At 75.4% G+C, this 15,962-nt stretch carries 13 protein-coding genes; 6 read left to right on the top strand and 7 right to left on the bottom strand.

Annotated features, from left to right (window positions below):
• Positions 1-475 precede the first annotated feature (475 nt).
• The 4 genes from ACFVHB_RS00425 (at position 476) to mug (ending at position 4,880) form a co-directional block, all read left to right on the top strand.
• Entirely contained in the window at positions 476-1,828 is a 1,353-nt protein-coding gene (locus tag ACFVHB_RS00425; protein WP_380314015.1) for a dipeptidase, read from the top strand.
• A gap of 79 nt (positions 1,829-1,907) precedes the next feature.
• Positions 1,908-3,026: a M24 family metallopeptidase gene (locus ACFVHB_RS00420; RefSeq protein ID WP_380314014.1), complete on the top strand. Its 1,119-nt coding sequence runs from the start codon at positions 1,908-1,910 to the stop codon at positions 3,024-3,026.
• A gap of 199 nt (positions 3,027-3,225) precedes the next feature.
• Entirely contained in the window at positions 3,226-4,221 is a 996-nt protein-coding gene (locus ACFVHB_RS00415; RefSeq protein ID WP_380314013.1) for a phosphatase PAP2 family protein, read from the top strand.
• A 119-nt stretch (positions 4,222-4,340) separates the two neighbouring features.
• Entirely contained in the window at positions 4,341-4,880 is a 540-nt protein-coding gene (gene mug / locus ACFVHB_RS00410) for a G/U mismatch-specific DNA glycosylase (RefSeq protein ID WP_380314253.1), read from the top strand.
• A 213-nt stretch (positions 4,881-5,093) separates the two neighbouring features.
• Here mug and ACFVHB_RS00405 read toward each other — a convergent pair whose 3' ends face one another.
• Positions 5,094-6,029 (bottom strand): LysR family transcriptional regulator, encoded by a 936-nt coding sequence (locus ACFVHB_RS00405; protein ID WP_380314012.1) that lies wholly within the window; start codon positions 6,027-6,029, stop codon positions 5,094-5,096.
• Between the two features lie 34 nt (positions 6,030-6,063).
• Between ACFVHB_RS00405 and ACFVHB_RS00400 the strand changes: the two genes are divergently transcribed.
• The gene (locus ACFVHB_RS00400) at positions 6,064-7,173 is read left to right on the top strand and encodes an NADP-dependent oxidoreductase (protein WP_380314011.1); all 1,110 of its coding nucleotides are present in this window, start codon (positions 6,064-6,066) and stop codon (positions 7,171-7,173) included.
• A gap of 122 nt (positions 7,174-7,295) precedes the next feature.
• The gene (locus tag ACFVHB_RS00395; RefSeq protein ID WP_380314010.1) at positions 7,296-8,417 is read left to right on the top strand and encodes a DUF5677 domain-containing protein; all 1,122 of its coding nucleotides are present in this window, start codon (positions 7,296-7,298) and stop codon (positions 8,415-8,417) included.
• Between the two features lie 56 nt (positions 8,418-8,473).
• Here the strand turns inward: ACFVHB_RS00395 and ACFVHB_RS00390 are convergent, their stop codons facing one another.
• The 6 genes from ACFVHB_RS00390 to ACFVHB_RS00365 form a co-directional block, all read right to left on the bottom strand.
• Entirely contained in the window at positions 8,474-8,875 is a 402-nt protein-coding gene (locus ACFVHB_RS00390; RefSeq protein ID WP_380314009.1) for a YccF domain-containing protein, read from the bottom strand.
• A 91-nt stretch (positions 8,876-8,966) separates the two neighbouring features.
• Positions 8,967-9,551, bottom strand: a complete 585-nt coding sequence (locus tag ACFVHB_RS00385) for a hypothetical protein (RefSeq protein WP_380314008.1) — start codon at positions 9,549-9,551, stop codon at positions 8,967-8,969.
• Entirely contained in the window at positions 9,548-10,675 is a 1,128-nt protein-coding gene (locus tag ACFVHB_RS00380) for a hypothetical protein (RefSeq protein WP_380314007.1), read from the bottom strand. The genes ACFVHB_RS00385 and ACFVHB_RS00380 overlap by 4 nt, the downstream gene beginning before the upstream one ends.
• A 74-nt stretch (positions 10,676-10,749) precedes the next feature.
• Entirely contained in the window at positions 10,750-13,605 is a 2,856-nt protein-coding gene (locus ACFVHB_RS00375) for a hypothetical protein (protein WP_380314006.1), read from the bottom strand.
• On the bottom strand, positions 13,602-14,696 hold the full coding sequence (locus tag ACFVHB_RS00370) for a hypothetical protein (protein ID WP_380314005.1): 1,095 nt from the start codon (positions 14,694-14,696) through the stop codon (positions 13,602-13,604). The genes ACFVHB_RS00375 and ACFVHB_RS00370 overlap by 4 nt, the downstream gene beginning before the upstream one ends.
• 73 nt (positions 14,697-14,769) lie before the next feature.
• A complete protein-coding gene (locus tag ACFVHB_RS00365; RefSeq protein WP_380314004.1) occupies positions 14,770-15,861 on the bottom strand; it encodes a hypothetical protein in 1,092 nt (363 codons plus the stop codon).
• Between the last annotated feature and the right edge of the window lie 101 nt (positions 15,862-15,962).

Below are 15,962 nucleotides of genomic sequence, written 5' to 3'. Positions count from 1 at the left end.
TCGCCCCGAGAGGGGCCTTCCGGCCGGAGGCCGTGGAGCGGGGCGAGGACGGTCGCCCCCGCCCGCGTCCTCCCCGTCGGCCGACAGCCCCTCGGACCGCCCCGGACCACTCCTCAGGTAAGCCGAACCTCTGCCCCGCGCCCCTGACACCCGATCACCCGTGCGGGTGCACGCCACATGCGGCGCCCCGGGCGGCCGGGTGAACTGGCGAGGACGGCGGCGCCGTCTGGACGGACACGGCGGACACGGCGGACCCGGCGGACGTGACGGCGGACGCGGCGGACGCGGCGGACAGGGCGCAGTGGAGGTACGGCGGGTCCAACGGTCCGGGCGGGCCAGGCCGGCGGGCGGTGCTCTCGGACCGGACGGTTCCGCCGGACCGTTCCGCCGGACCGTTCCGCCGGACGGTTCCGCCGGAAGCCGCCGCGCCGCCGGAGGCCGCAGCACCGCCGCCCACCCCTCAGGAGCCGTCCCCATGACCGACGAACTCGCCCGCCGGATCGCCGCGCTGATGCCCCTGGCCAAGGCCGACCTGGCCGAGCTGGTCGCCATCCCCTCCGTGGCCGACCCCCACCGGTACCCGCCCCAGAAGTGCCGCGAGGCCGCCGCCTGGGTCGCCGCCGTTTTCACCGACGCCGGGCTGCGCGACGTCCACCTGGAGGAGACCCCGGACGGCAGCCACGCCGTGATCGGCCACCGCCCGCCCCCGCCCGGCGCGCCGACCGTCCTGCTCCACTGCCACTACGACGTCCTGCCGCCGCTCGACGACGCCGCCTGGACGTCCCCGCCGTTCGAACTCACCGAGCGGGACGGCCGCTGGTACGGGCGGGGCGCGGCCGACTGCAAGGGCAACATCGTCATGCACCTCACGGCACTGCGGGCGCTCGGCGACGACCTCCCGGTCGGCGTCAAGTTCGTCGCCGAGGGCTCCGCGGAACAGGGCACCGGCGGCCTGGAGGCGTACGTGCCCCCGCACGCCGGCGAGCTGCACGCCGACGCCCTGCTGGTCTGCGACACCGGCAACGCGGCGGTCGGCGTGCCCGCCGCGACCACCTCGCTGCGCGGGATCGCCGACCTGGTCGTCACCGTCTCCACGCTGAAGGGCGACCTGCCCTCCGGCATGTTCGGCGGTCCGGCCCCGGACGCGCTCGCCGCGCTGATCCGGGCGCTCGACTCGCTGCGCGACGCCGACGGCGGCACCCGGATCAACGGGCTGGACTGCGACGGCAGCTGGAGCGGAGTCGGGTACGACGAGGAGCGGTTCCGGACCGACGCCGGGGTCCTGGAGGGCGTCCGGCTGACCGGCTCCGGCACCGTCGCCGACCGGCTCTGGGCCCGGCCCGCCGTCACCGTGCTCGGCGTCGACTGCCCGCCGGTGGTCGGCTCGGCCGCCACCGTCCCGGCCACCGCCCGGGCCCGGGTCAGCCTGCGGGTACCGCCCGGCACGGACGCCCGGGCCGCGCAGGACGCGCTCACCGCGCACCTGGAGGCCGCCGTGCCGTGGGGCGCGCACGTCCGGGTCGAGCCGGAGGGCGTCGGTCCGCCGTTCCGCGCCGCCACCGGCGGGCCGGCGTACGCGGCGCTCGGCAAGGCCATGCGGGAGGTCTACGGCAGGCCGATGTCCTTCCTCGGGCAGGGCGGCTCGATCCCGCTCTGCGACGTCCTCGCCCGCACCTACCCCGACGCGGAGATCATCCTGATCGGCGTCGCGGAGCCGCGCTGCCGCGTCCACGCGCCCGACGAGAGCGTCGACCCGGGCGAGATCGAGCACATGGCCCACGTCGAGGCGCTGTTCCTGCGGCACTACGCCGACTCCGGCCGGACGTGATAGAGCGTCACCACCGGGAAGACCCGACGAGCCTGCACACCGGGCCGCGCTCTGTCGACACAGGAAGGCGGGAGACACCGTGCCACGACCGTTCACCACCGAGGACTACTCCGCCCGGCTGGCCCGGGCCGCCGCCGACGCCTCCGCCGCCGGGCTCGCCGGCCTGGTCGTCGCGCCCGGCCCCGACCTGTTCCACCTCACCGGCTACCGGCCCACCGCGATCACCGAGCGGCTGACCGCCCTCGTGCTCTCCGCCGGACGCGAACCCGCCCTGATCGTCCCCAAGCTGGAACGCCCGGACGCCGAGAAGGCGCCCGGCGCCCCCGCCCTGCGGCTGCTCGACTGGACCGACGGCGAGGACCCGTACGCCACCGCCGTCCCGCTGCTCGACCCGGCCGGGCGGTACGGCGTCTCCGACAACGCCTGGGCCATGCACCTGCTCGGCCTCCAGGCCGCCCTGCCCGGCACCGGTTGGACCTCGCTCACCGAGGCGCTGCCGATGCTGCGGGCGGTCAAGGACGCCGAGGAGCTGGACCGCCTGGCCGCGGCCGGCGGCGCCGCCGACGCCGCGTACCGGGGCATCCTGGAGGTCGAGTTCGCCGGCCGGCGGGAGACGGACGTCGCCGCCGACCTCGGCGCGCTGCTCATCCAGTACGGCCACAGCCAGGTCGACTTCACCGTGGTCGGCTCCGGCCCCAACGGCGCCAACCCGCACCACGAGGCCGGCGACCGCGTCATCCGGCCGGGCGACACCGTCGTCCTGGACTTCGGCGGGCTCAAGGACGGCTACGGCTCCGACACCACCCGGACCGTGCACGTCGGCGCGGACGTCCCGGCCGAGGTGCGGAAGGTGCACGACGTCGTCCGGCGGGCGCAGCAGACCGCGTTCGAGGCCGTCCGGCCAGGGGTGAGCTGCCAGGAGATCGACCGGATCGCCCGCCGGGTGATCACCGAGGCCGGCTACGGCGAGTACTTCATCCACCGCACCGGCCACGGCATCGGCATCACCACGCACGAGCCGCCGTACCTGGTCGAGGGCGAGGAGCGGCCGCTCGTCCCCGGCATGTGCTTCTCGATCGAGCCCGGGATCTACCTGCCCGGCCGGTTCGGGGTGCGGATCGAGGACATCGTGACGGTGACCGAGCAGGGCGGGCGGCGGTTCAACAACACCCCGCACGAGCTGGGCATCGTCTCGTAGGCGCGCCGCGGGTCCGTCGTGCCCGCGGGCCGGGTGCGGATGGCACACGGATCGGGCGCGGATCGGGCGCGGGCCGGGCGCGGATCGGGCGCGGGCCGGGCGTGGCGTTCGGCCGACCGGTGGCTTTCTGAGTCTTTGCTGGGCGGCCGAACGTTCGCGTGAAGAGTTCTCCAAGAATGCCTTGCTAGCTTCGGCCGGCATGACCAAACTGCTCCGCCCGGCGCCGTCCCCACCCGCGCGCGCCGGGCGGCTGCGCCCGGTACGCCGGCCGTTGCCCGGTGCGCGCATCCGCACCCTGGCCCGGCTCCGGCTGCTGGCGTGGCCGCTCTACCTCCTCGCCCTGCTCCGGTACCTGCACGAGTACGGGCTGCCGTACGCCAACGACGTGGTGTTCCTGTGGCTGATCGGCGCGCTGCTGGCCGCCGCCGTGCACAGCGGCCACGGGCCGCGCGGCTTCCTGCTGGTATTGCGGGACTGGGTGCCGGTGATGGCCGTCGTCTGGACGTACTCGCTGCTGCGCGGCTACGGCGCGCACACCCCGTGGCGCCCGTACCTGTGGCCGCAGCTGCGTGCCGACGAACTGCTCGGGTTCGGCGAGACCTGGACCGTCCGGCTCCAGCACGCGCTGTACACGCCCGGCTCGCCGCACTGGTACGACTACGCGGCGGTCACCGTCTACCTGTCGCACTTCTTCCTGGTCTTCGTGGTGCTGGCGGTGCTCTGGCGCCGCCGCCGCGACCGGTTCCGACACCTGCTCACCTGCTACCTGGCGCTGACCTTCGCCGGCTTCGCGACGTACCTGCTCTACCCCGCCGTGCCGCCGTGGCTCGCCGCCCAGCAGGGCCACCTGCCGGAGCTGACCCGGGTGGTGTCGGACGTGCTCACCGACAGCGGGCTGCCCCGGGCCGGGTCGGTCTTCGAGAACGGCAGCCGGTTCGCCAACGACGTCGCCGCGATGCCCTCGCTGCACTCCGCGTACCCGGCGATGCTGCTGTTCTTCTTCTGGCCGACCGCCGGACGGTGGCTGCGGGCAGTGCTCGTCGGGTACCCGCTCGCCATGGCGTTCACCCTGGTGTACGGCGCCGAGCACTTCATCGTGGACGTGCTGGCCGGCTGGTCGTACGCGGCGGTGGTGGTGTTCGGCGTGGGGTGGCTGCGGGCGCGGCGGCGGGCGACCGTCAGACTGGGCGGGTGAAGCCCGCCAAGCAGCCCCAGGAGCCGGAGAAGCCCGCCGCCCACGCGGCCGGGGCGGTGAAGCCGGTGAAGCCGGCGGCGTCCGCAGAGCCTGCGACGTCGGTGAAGCCGGCGAAGCCCGTGAAGCCGACCGCCGAGCAGTTGCTCGCCGCCCGCGACACCACCATCCCGGACGTCGTCGCCCCCGGGCTGCGGGTGCTGTTCTGCGGCATCAACCCGGGGCTCTGGTCCGGCGCCACCGGCCACCACTTCGCCCGCCCGGGCAACCGCTTCTGGCCCGCCCTGCACCGCTCCGGATTCACCCCGCGCCAGCTCCGCCCGGACGAGCAGGCCGAGCTGCTCGACCTCGGACTCGGCATCACCAACGTCGCCCCGCGGGCCACCGCCAAGGCGGACGAGCTCACCGCCGACGAGCTGCGCGAGGGCGGCGCCGCGCTCACCGAGCGGGTGCTGCGGCTGCGCCCGCGCGTTCTCGCCGTCCTCGGGATCGGCGCGTACCGGACGGCCTTCGGGCGGCGGACGGCGGCCGTCGGGCCGCAGCCGGAGGGCATCGGGGAGACCGAGGTCTGGGTGCTGCCGAACCCGAGCGGGCTCAACGCGCACTACACGCTGGACGGGCTCGCGGAGGAGTTCCGGCGGCTGCGGGAGGCCCTCGGGTAGCGGCTGCTCGGGCGCGGGTTCGGGGCCTGACCCGGGCGCGGTTCGCGCGCGGAGGACCGGCGGCGGCGCGACTGCCGTGCCGCCTCGGGGTCGACCACCGTGCCGCAGGCCGCCCCCCTGCCGACGCCACGGTCCCGACAGCCCGGCATCGGCGACCCCGCCCACGGCCCCGCGTCAGCGGCACCGCGCCAGCGGCCCCGTGCGGCGTTCCGCTCAGGCCGCCGAGAGCCCCTCCGGCAGGGCGAGCGCGCGCAGTTCGCGGATCAGCGCCCGGACCGCCGCCGTGCCGGCGAGCTCGGGGGTGGTCACGTACCCGACGGAGCGGCTGGGCGGACGCGGGCCGAGGTCGGTGACGGCCAGCCCGGGCGGGGCTCCCAGCAGGGCGGTCCGGGGCATGATCGCCATGCCGAGCCCCTGGGAGACCAGCGAGACGGCGACGGTGTCGTCCTCGACGTCGATGGTCGCGGGCGGGATCCAGTCCTGCCGGTCCCACCAGTCCCTGGTGTACGAGCCGCAGTTCTCGTCCCAGTCGACCAGCGGCAGCCCGCGCGGCGCCGGGTGTCCGGCCGGGTGCGCCAGCGCGTAGGTCTCCTGGAAGAGGCGCACCGCGATCAGCCCGGGGACGGGCGGCGGCCCGTCCCCGTCCCCGGTGAGCGTGGCGAGTCCGAGGTCGGCACGGCCGTCGGCGACCTCGCCGGACGTGCCCCGGCCGATCTCGCGGACGATCCGGACCTGCGGGGTCAGCCCGGGGTGGCGGGCGGTGAGCCGGGCCAGCACGGGCGGCAGCAGGTGGGCGGCGACGCTGCGGAAGGCCGCGATCCGCAGGGTCCCGGTGACCTCGCCGGAGGCGTCCCCGGCGCCGGCCGCACGGATCTCGGGGCCCATCGTCTCCAGCAGCCGCAGGATCCGCCGGGCGTACGCGACGGCCCGCGCGCCGGCGGCCGTGGGGCGTGCGCCGTGGCGCCCGCGGTCGAAGAGCACCGCGCCGAGCTTCCGTTCGCAGGCGCGCACGGCGTGCGAGACGGCGGACTGGGTCGTGCCCAGGCGTACCGCGGCCGCCGTGAAGCCGTGCTCCTCCTCGACGGCGACCAGGATGCGCAGCTCCTGCGGGGCGAGGTCGGGCGCGGCGTCCCGGGCGGGTGCGGTCATCCCCCGAATCTACCGGCATCCATCGATCCGGCTCATGGAACCCGGCCATCCATCGACGCGGACCCCTGCCCGGCACCCCGCCGCCCTTCCTACGGTGATCACGTCCTTCCCCCTCCCGATCACCGGAGTCACCGTGTCCCGCCCCACCGCCCTCGCCGTCCACCTGGTCTCCCGCCCCACCGGCGCACCCACCGCCGCGAACTTCGCCTTCGTGGAGGAGGCCGTTCCGGCGCTCGCCGAGGGCCAGGCGCTGGTCGAGAACATCTACCAGTCCGTCGACCCGTACATGCGCGAGGAGATGGACGAGGGCGGCTGGGCGCTCCACGCCCCGCTGGAGGGCCGCACGCTCGGCCGGGTGGTCGAGTCCCGCACCCCGGCCCTCCCGGTCGGCGCGCTGGTCCACCACCGGCGGGCCTGGCGCACCCACTCCGTCGTCGGCGCGGCCGAGGCCTGGGTCGTACCGGACTTCGACGGCGTCCCGCTCAGCGCCCACCTGAGCGTCCTCGGAGGCACCGGCCTGTCGGCGTGGGTCGGTCTGACCAGGGTCGCCCGGCTCCAGCCCGGCGAGACGATCTTCATCTCGGCGGCCGCCGGCGGTGTCGGCAGCGCCGCCGGGCAGCTCGCGCGGCTGCTCGGCGCCGGCCGGATCGTCGGCAGCGCCGGCTCGGCCGCCAAGGTGAAGCACCTCACCGAGCGCCTCGGCTTCGACGCCGCCTTCGACCACCACGACGGCCCGATCGCCGACCGGCTCCGCGAGGCGGCCCCCGGCGGCCTGGACGTCTACCTCGACAACGTCGGCGGCGACCACCTCGAAGGCGCCATCGCCGCCCTGCGCGACCACGGCCGGATCGCCTGGTGCGGCGCCGTCGCCCAGTACAACCACCTGCAGGACCCGCCCGCCGCCCCGCGCAACCTGTACGACGTGGTCGGCAAGAGCCTGCGGCTGGAGGGCTTCCTGGTCCGCAACCACCTCGACGCCCGCCCCGAGCTGTACGACTTCCTCGTCCCGCACCTGCGCTCGGGCGCGGTCGTGCCGGACGAGACCGTCGTCCGCGGCTTCGAGAACGTCGTGGACGCCTTCCTCGGCATGCTCCGGGGCGCCAACACCGGCAAGATGATCGTCCAGCTCACCGACGCGCCGTGACGGCTGGCGGGCGGCCGCGTCCGTCCCGGACCGGAAATGCGTTGAGGGGCCGGTCCGCCCGCCACCACAATGCCGGCACCGGAAGGCATCACCGAGGCATCACCGAGCGGGGAGAGGCAGCCATGGAACACGACGACTCGGAATTCCTCGCCATCTCCGCCCGCCGCTTCAACCGGCTCGTCTCCGAAGGCGCGGCCACCGCCGAGGAGTTCGACGGGGTCGCCGAGTTCCGGGCCACGATCTCGGCCCTCCCCTCGATCGCGCCGGACCGGCACGCGTGGGCCGCCCGCTGCTCGTCGGTCCGCACCGACCGCCGCCGCTCCACCGGCGCGTCGGTCCGGCGGAGCGTCCTCCGGCACTACGGCCGCGCGCTCGGCTCCTTCGACCGCGCCCTGGGGGCGGCGGAGTTCGTCAACGGGGCGCTGATCGAGGCCGTGCGGGACTGGATGGACGAACAGGGCGGCACCGGCCCGGAAGCACTGCTCGGGATCGAGCGCTTCCCCAGCGGGGTCCTGCTCAAGTCCCTGGTCCTCACCGGGCTCCACTCCCAGATGGTCCAACTGGGCGCGGAGGTCGCGCACCTGCTGCGGGGCGGCCACCCCGAAGGGGCGACCTCACGGGTCAGGACGCTGTACGAGACCGTTCTGAAGACGGTGCTGATCTGCTCCGACCAGTCGCCCGGCGGGTACGAACTCGCCGAGCGCTACTACGTCTCCTCGCTGGTCGAGGCGAACGGCAAGGAGCGCCTCGCCAACGGCCCGATCGACGAGGACGCACGCGAACTGCGCGACGCGGCCGTCGCCGCCTGGGGGCCCCAGTTCTTCTCCACCGAGCACAACTGGGCCGCACCCGCCACCGGTGACCCGTTGAAGAAGCGCGTCACCTTCTCGGACATCGAGGAGTGCCTCGGTGCGGGACCGGTCTCCCACATCTACAAGGAGGCCAACCGGGACGTCCACGCCGGGCCGACCAAGGTCATCAACGCGGCGGACTTCAGCGTCCCGTACCTCTACGACTCGCGTCCGGCGTTCGACGTCGGCGCGACGGGGCGGGCCGGTCACGCCGCGGCGTTCCTGATCGCCGAAGGGACGCTCGAGGTCCTGCGCCGGGTGACCTCCGACCTCCGGCAGTGGGACGCGGCGCTCGCGGCCTCGGAGTTCCTGCGCCTGGTCTCGGCCGCCGGCACGGAGTTCCACCGGGCGGGGACGGCCGGACGCGGCCTCCCGCGCCCGGAGCCCGCCTGACGGGGTTTGCCCGGGGCGTTTGCCCGACGGGGCCCGCCCGGCCAGGGCCGGGGGCCTCAGCGGCCGACCCAGGGCTCGTCGGTCGAGACGATCTCGCGGCCCAGCGGCGTCAGCGAGACGGGGATCAGCTTGAGGTTCGCCCAGCCGAACGGGATCCCGATGATCGACAGGAACAGCGGGATGCTCGTGACCAGGTGCATCAGCGCCAGCCACCAGCCGGCGAACACCAGCCAGATCACGTTGCCGACGCACGACGGCGCTCCCGCGTCCGCCCGCTCCACCGCCGTCCGCCCGAACGGCCAGATCACGAAGCCGGCCAGGCGGAAGGAGGCGATGCCGAAGGGGATGGTGACGATCAGGATGAAACAGATGATTCCCGCGATCGCGTAGCCGATCGCCATCCAGATGCCGCAGAAGATCAGCCAGAGGACGTTCAGGACGAGGTCGATCACCTTCATGGGGGGCACCCTCTCACGGTGGGCTGTCGGCGCCTACGACCGATCATCCCCGCCGGCGGGCGTGTCTACGCGGGGCGGCGGGTGGTGAGGTTCAGCGGTCGGAGGTGCGGCAGCGCGGGGGGAGGGAGGTGTCGCCGTTGGCATCGGCCAGGAAGAAGACGTCGACGTCGACCACGTCGGAGGCGCTGTCGCCGGTCCAGTAGCCCCGCTTCGGGGCCTTGCCGAAGACGGCGGGGAGCCTGCCGTTGAGGACGTCGTTGACCTTCCGGGCGGCGTCCTGGCCGACGTTGACGTCGGGGGCGTGGCCGAAGGACAGGACGAAGCCGGCCGTGCGCTGCTCGACACCGGCCGCCCGGAGCTGGGTGTCGAGCTGGCTCGCGACCTGGTCGGCCCCGCTGCCGCCGAGGGTGGAGTAGCCGACGTTGACGGTGAAGCGGCAGGGCTGGATCACCAGGCCGCGCTCGGCGGGCCTGGTCGGGGACGGGGACGGGGCGGCGGACGTGGTCGTCGGGCCGGGGAGCGACGCGGACGGGGTGGCCGAGGCCTCCGGCCGGGGGGCGGGCAGGGCGCTGAGGGCCACCACGAGGAGCACCAGGAGCAGGTCCGCGAAGAGCCAGCCGGCCAGCAGGATCGTCCGGCCGCCGCCGGGGGGACCGGGGCGGCGGGCGGCGCTCACAGCAGGCCTCCCGGTGCGGTGCCCGGACCGGGGACGCCGTCGGCGTGCCGGCCGCCCCACGGGCTGTCGCGGGAGTCGATCCGCTCCACCAGCTGCCAGATGCTCCGGGTGGAGTCGATCAGGTACTCGGTGCGCTCGGTGAAGACCTGGACGGACTCGCCGAGCGTCTGGGCGAGGTCGCGGACGGCGGCGACGGCGAGGTCGTGACGGTGGATCTCGTCGCCGGAGATCTCCTGGGTCCGGCGCAGCTCGGCGACGAGGTTCTCCAGCGCCGCGCGGAGCCTGAGCTCGTCGCGGGCCAGCTCCTCCCGCAGCGCGAGGAAGGCCTCGAAGGTCCGGCTCGGCGTGGTGAGCGACTCGGCGGCCCGGGTCAGGCCGGCCGCGGCCGTGTTCCAGCTGTCGAGGGCGCCCTGGAGCCGGGAGGCCGGCCCGGAGTCGAGGGCCGCGGTGATCTCCTCGGCGGTGCGGCGCAGCGCGGACTCCAGCTGGGTGGTGCTGGCCGCGACGCGTTCGGCGACGCCGTGCAGCCGGCGGACGTCGATCGGGGCGGTCGGCGCCGGCAGCCGGGTGGAGAGCAGGAAGGTGGCCAACGCGAGGTCGGCGGAGAGGAGTTGGCGGCGGCGGTCGACCGCTGGGCCGGTCCGGCGCGAGCGGAGCAGGTGCACGACGAGGGTGAGCACCACGACGGCCGCGATCAGCAGGACGATCTGGAAGGCGGCGTCCCCCAGGGTGGCGGTGGTGGCCTCGGTCGATCCGGCCGCGGGGAAGCCCTTGGTCCAGGCGAGCAGGAACTGGTCGCCGCCCGAGCTGTCGCGGTAGGTGGAGAGGGCGCTGCCCAGGCGCCACCACATCAGGCCGATGGGCGCGAACACGAGCACGTCCCGCAGCACGCTCAGCCAGCCCTCCACCCCGTGCCACTGGCGGGTGGGCGGGTCCGGCAGCAGGACCTCCGCCGGGTAGGCGCGGACCAGGTCGACGCCGGCCAGGGCGGCTCCGCCGGCTGCGAGTTCGTCGGCGAGGAGGTCGACGACGGGGATGCCGCCGACGCCGGGCGACGCCGTCCGCCGGATCCGTCCGGCGATGCCGCCCAGCTCGGACCGGACATCAGGTGCGGGCGTTGACACGGAGGTGCCTCTCTCTTCGGGGCCGCGCGGGCCTCAGGGTCTCGCGGGCCGGCGGCCGTGCCGGGTCCGGGGCGTCACAGCCGTCCCATCAGGGAGGCGACCACCAGCATGAGCAGGACGACCACGGCGGCGGCGCCCAGGACGAGGACGACCACGGCGAAGGTGTCCGGCCTGGCGCGGCCGCTCACCGGACGGCGGCCGCGAACGCGGTCGTGGTCGTGGTCGTGGTCGTGACGGTGGCCGCGAGCGTGGCCGTGATCGCGGTCGGGACGGTGGTCGCGGTCGTGGTCGTGGTCGTGACGGTGGCCGCGGTCGCGGTCAGGGCGGTGGCCGCGGTCGCGGTCAGGGCGGTGGCCGCGGTCGCGGTCGCGTTCGCGATGGTGGTCGCGGCCGGGACGCCGGTCCGGCCGGGCTTCCGGCGAGGGTGTGGCAGCGGGCGCCTCCGACGGCGACGGCGCTGGCGGTGCCGACGGCGGTGGGGGCGATGAGGGGGCCGGCGGGCCGGCGGGTCTCTGCGGGGGTGACCCGGGCTGCCGGCGGGCGTCGAGCTTCCTCTGCTTCTCGTCCGCCCGTGCGGCGCGCCGCTCCGCCTTGCGCTCGGCGCGTGTCGGGCGCCGGCCGGGGTCCCGGTCCGGGCCGGCCGGTGCCTCCGCCGGGGGTGCGGGGTACTTCGCCGGCTCGGACGGGTGGGCCGGCCGGGGCAGGTACCCGGAGCCGGACGACGACTGCCCGTACGAAGGATGCGCGGGGCCGGGCGTGCCGGACGCCACGGGCCGCTGGGCCGCCTCGGGCCGGCGATCCGGACCGGGCGACGCACCGCCCGTCGGCGCGGGACCGGCCGGCCGCCCCAGGACGGGCCGCCGCCACCCCTCGGCGGGCAGCAGGCCGTGGTCCCGGAAGTAGCGGTCGGCCGCCTCCCGGGCGACCCGGTCCTGCGCCGCGCCCTCCCGGGCGAGCGACCGCAGGGCGGCGAGCACCGCCGGGGTGGACCGGCTCCCCGCCTCGCGCAGCAGCCAGACCACGGCGTCCTCGTCCAGCGGCTGCCCGAAGGCCGCCCGGAACAGTTCGCGGTGGCAGTCGAGTTGGCGGTTCCGGTCGTGCCCCGCGATCCGGGGCACCTCGTCGGTCAGCAGGTACCCGCCGCGCAGCTGCTCCTGGACGGCGCGGAAGTCGTGGAACGCCTGGGTCGGGCCGCCGTGCGCGAGCGCCTGGTCCACCCGGTCCGGCAGTACCTCCGTCAGCAGCCAGCGGGCGGCCGCGGGGTCGCGCTGGTGGGCGCGGTCGACGGCGAACCGGATCAGCCGGCCGGAGGAGGTGGCGGCCAACACCCTTTCCCCGGTGAGCAGTCGGGTGTCGACCCCGATGACCAGGGCGCGGGCCAGCAGCCGGGCGTGGGCCGGCACGTCCAGGTCCAGGCCGCCGCGCGGCGCGAGGTCGAGCACGATCCGGGCCACCACCGCCGGGGAGGGGCCGTCCGCCCGGACCCGGCCGACCAGGGTCCGGACGTGCCCGGACAGGTCGTCGTCCAGCGGCGCGGTGAGTCCGGCGCGGACCGCCTCGTACTCGATCACCGAGCGCAGCTGCGGGTGGCGCCCCGAGCGCTGGCTGGTCCGGCTCCAGCGGCTCAGCAGCCGTTCGAGCAACTCGGCCGGGCGCTCGCGCAGTTCCGCCCGGATCGACTCGACCAGCTCCTGCGGGTAGCCGGACGACCTGCCCCGGTGCTCGAGGGCGAGCGACTGCAGGGCCGTGTCGTCCAGCAGCGGGTCGACCAGGCCGCCGGGGTCGGCGATCCGGCCGTCGCGGACCGGCACCGAGCGGCGCCACACCTCGGCGTCGCCGAGCGAGCGCAGCGGGGCGCCCGGCCGGAGCCGGGCCACCGCCCGCCACCCGGAGCGCTGGTAGAGCTCGACCAACAGGCGGGCGAAAACGGCGAGTTCGGCCTGGGCGCCGACCGCGGCGGGGGGCGGGCCGCCGAGTTCGAGGCGGCGCCGGTCCGGGATGTACATCGACCGCTTCGGCGGGCCGACCAGGAAGACCATCCGCGGCTGGTGCCGGCCGATGTCGGTGGTCTCCCGGCTGGCGAAGGTCCACGGGCGGGCCGGGTCCTCGCCGAGGATGTCGACCAGGGCCGTCATCAGGCCGAGGGCCTGCGAGGACGAGGCGACGGCCCGGGCGGCAGCGGCGGTGGCGGTGGCGGTGGCAGGAGTAGCGGGAGTGGCGGCGGTGGTGGGAGTGGCGGCGGTGGTGGCCGCCGGGTCGTCGGCGCGAGCGGTATCGGCGGTGCCCTCGGAGTCACCGGTGCGGGCAGCCCCGGCGGTGGCGGGGGTCACCGCACGCTCCTCCCGGGCGGCTTCCGCGCGCCCCGCACCGGACGCGATCACCGAGAAGTCGGCCTCCGGCTCGCCCAGCACCCGGGCGAGCAGCGCCGCCAGCTCGGCCGCCGGCAGCGCGGCCGCGGCCTCCCGGAGCCGCGCGAGGCCGTCGTCCGCGTGCTCCCGCAGCTCGTCCCCGTCCAGGACCGGCAGCCTGGTCCCGGCCGCCGGCAGTGCGTTCGCCCAGCCCGGCCAGGCCGCGAGGCCGAGCGCCGTCCTGGCGTCGAACAGCTCCGGGGTGCCGACCAGCACATGGGTCAGGGTCGCGCCGGGGCGGCCCAGGATGTTCGAGGCGGGCAGCTTGCGCAGGACGGCCGCCTCGCCGTCGAGGACGAGGTACGCCAGGCTGGCCTCGCCGGCGTTCTCCCCGGCCGCCTCGTGGGTCGCCCAGACGTGCTCCAGCCGCTCGGCCCAGCGGTCGATGGTGGCCGGTCCGGAGTGCGCGATCGGCCGCACCCCGGCGTTGCCGCCGGAGTCCCGCTCCGCCCAGCCGTAGAGGATCTGGTGCACCGGCCGCCCGGGAGCACGGCCGGCCGCGCCGGTCTCGGTCGCGTTCACCGCTCCCACCTCCGCCCCGCCGGGCGGAGCTTGTCGCGCTCCAGGACGCCGCTCATCGCCAGCAGGCTGAGCAGGGGCTTGAGCGCCCGCCGTGGTTTGAGGAGTTCCAGCGGGAAGGTCTCGCTCTCGCCCTCCCGGACGGCCTTAGTGCCGGTCGCGGTGGCGAAGTGAAGGGTGGCGTCGGCGCAGCGCACGAAGGGGGCCAGCCAGCCGGCGGCGTCGACGGTCCACAGGAAGGCGTAGGCGTCCTCGCTCTCCTCCTCCACCGTGCTGAGGTCGAACTCCTCCAGGTCGTCCCGGCCGCCCGGCGTGAACCAGCGGCCCACCAGGTGTTCGGTGTGCCGCAGCAGGTCGCACTTGCCGATCACCACGACGGCCGGGACCGGCACGAAGGCGCTGCCCTCGAAGCCGCGGATCCGGGCGAGCTTGTCGAGCACGATCCCGAAGGAGGGATCGCCGGTGACCGAGCCCCCGGTCCCTCCCAGATGACGGATCCGGGCCGGGTCCACCACGAAGATGAGCCCGTTGACGGCTCCGAGGAAGGGGGTCTCGGACTCGTGCGAGGCGAGCCACTCGCCCGACACGTCGAAGAAGGCGAGGGCGGTTTCCTTGCCCGTCGACCGGTTGTGGACCCAGAACGCGTCGGTGAACTCGGGCGGGGCGGGCCTGGTCCCGAGCAGCCCCTGCCCGTTGTCCAGGAAGGGGCGGACCTGTTCGCGCATGTACTGGTCGTGCAGGGCGAGGTCGAGCGCGCCGACCGACAGCCCGATCCGGGCCATCCGCGCCGCGTCGCAGAACATGCCGATCATGGCGGCCAGCAGGTGCGTCTTGCCGCTCGCGGACTCCCCCACCATGCCGATCACCAACGGCTCGCCGAAGTCCCCGTAGCGGCCGGGCAGGGCGTGCTGGGAGGAGCCGGCCGAACCGGGGCACATCCGGTAGACGTTGAGCCGCCGGTGGTTCCACTGGATGTCGTCCTCGTCCGGGCGGCGTTCCAGGCGCTCGTAGGTGCCGGCCGGGGTCATCACGACCTCCTCGGCGGCCGACCAGTCGATCAGACGGAGACAGATCGGGCATCTGACCGTGGTCACGCCCTCCCCTTTCGTGTGCTGCGGGTCGTTCGTGGAGCGCGGGTCGTTCGCGGGGCACGGGCGGGGCCGGGCGTCATCGGATCACCAGGACGGCCACGGCCGCCGCCGCCAGCAGGACGACGGCCACGGCGCCGCCCACCACCTTGGGGCCGAGGTCCAGGAAGCGGTCGAGCGGCTTGCGGCGGACCGCCCCGGCGTACGGCGGCCGAGGGCCCCCGGGCACGCCGCCGACGTACGCCGGCCGAGGGCCTCCGGGCACGCCGTACGACGGGTGGGGCGGCCCGAACGTCCCGGGGAGGCCCCGCTCCCCGTCCGCCGGGTACCGCCTTCGCGCCTGGCGCGGCGGGGGCGGGCCCGGCGGGGGCGGGACGGCGGCCACCGCGGTGCGGAACGCCTGTTGCTGGCGCCGGATCTCGCGGAAGTCGGCGCGGGCCTGCTGCTCCCGCTGGGCCAGGCTGGTGCGGGGAACCGGACCGGGCTCGTCCCGGGTTTGCCGCGGGCGGCGGGAGCGCAGCGTGGCCGCGGTGGGACGCTGCCGGGAGTCCTCGACGAAGACGCCGTCGAGCAGCGTGCGCAGTGCGGTGTCCTGCAGGCTTGCCCGGTGTGCCAATTGCGCGGCCGGGCCGAGCTCCTCGCCGGTGGCGAGCCGGAAGATCAGGGCGCCGGCCGCGTAGACGTCGTCCCGGCAGTCGGTGCAGCCGTGGCCGGCCGCCTGGTCCGGGCAGCGCCACGGGTCCGCCCCCACCGGACCGCCGCGCGGCGTACCCTCGTCGGTCATCGAGCCGAGGTCACGGAACTGGATCCGCGAGCCCTTCCAGAGGACGCTGTCGGCGCTGATCGCCCGGTGGACCAGGCGGTGTTCGCGCAGCACGGCGAGGGCGTTCAGCAGCGCATCGATCAGGTCACCCAACTCACCGGGCCGTAACGGAAGTTCGCGGTCGCGGGCGGACAGCGGGGGCAGGTCGCTCTCGGCGATCAGGAGTTGCGGCGCGTACGCCTCGGTCCGGTAGCCCAGCACCCGGACCAGCTCCGCCGGATACTTGCTCTCCCCGAGTCGCCTGATCAACTGCCGTGACACCCGCAGGGACTGGGCCAGCTGCCGGCGCGCCTCGTCGGTGAAGGCGACCAGGAGCACCACCCGCCTGCCGCCCTGATGGACGAGCACCCCGGTGCGCTCGCGGAAGCCGTTCCGAACCTGTTCGCCCGCTTCGAACTCGACTTCGAAGACCCCCGGCCGGCCATGCCCCGGCCCTCCGCACTCGATCA

This window comes from Kitasatospora sp. NPDC127111, assembly GCF_042677465.1.
GTDB lineage: Bacteria > Actinomycetota > Actinomycetes > Streptomycetales > Streptomycetaceae > Kitasatospora.
Note: the sequence above shows the minus strand (reverse complement) of the source record. Positions and strands in the feature narration are given on the sequence as shown.

Coding starts and splice junctions, on each gene's coding strand:
- ACFVHB_RS00425 (WP_380314015.1), top strand. CDS start 476: ATGACCGACGAACTCGCCCGCCGGATCGCCGCGCTGATGCCCCTGGCC.
- ACFVHB_RS00415 (WP_380314013.1), top strand. CDS start 3,226: ATGACCAAACTGCTCCGCCCGGCGCCGTCCCCACCCGCGCGCGCCGGG.
- ACFVHB_RS00405 (WP_380314012.1), bottom strand. CDS start 6,029: ATGACCGCACCCGCCCGGGACGCCGCGCCCGACCTCGCCCCGCAGGAG.
- ACFVHB_RS00400 (WP_380314011.1), top strand. CDS start 6,064: ATGGAACCCGGCCATCCATCGACGCGGACCCCTGCCCGGCACCCCGCC.
- ACFVHB_RS00395 (WP_380314010.1), top strand. CDS start 7,296: ATGGAACACGACGACTCGGAATTCCTCGCCATCTCCGCCCGCCGCTTC.
- ACFVHB_RS00390 (WP_380314009.1), bottom strand. CDS start 8,875: ATGAAGGTGATCGACCTCGTCCTGAACGTCCTCTGGCTGATCTTCTGC.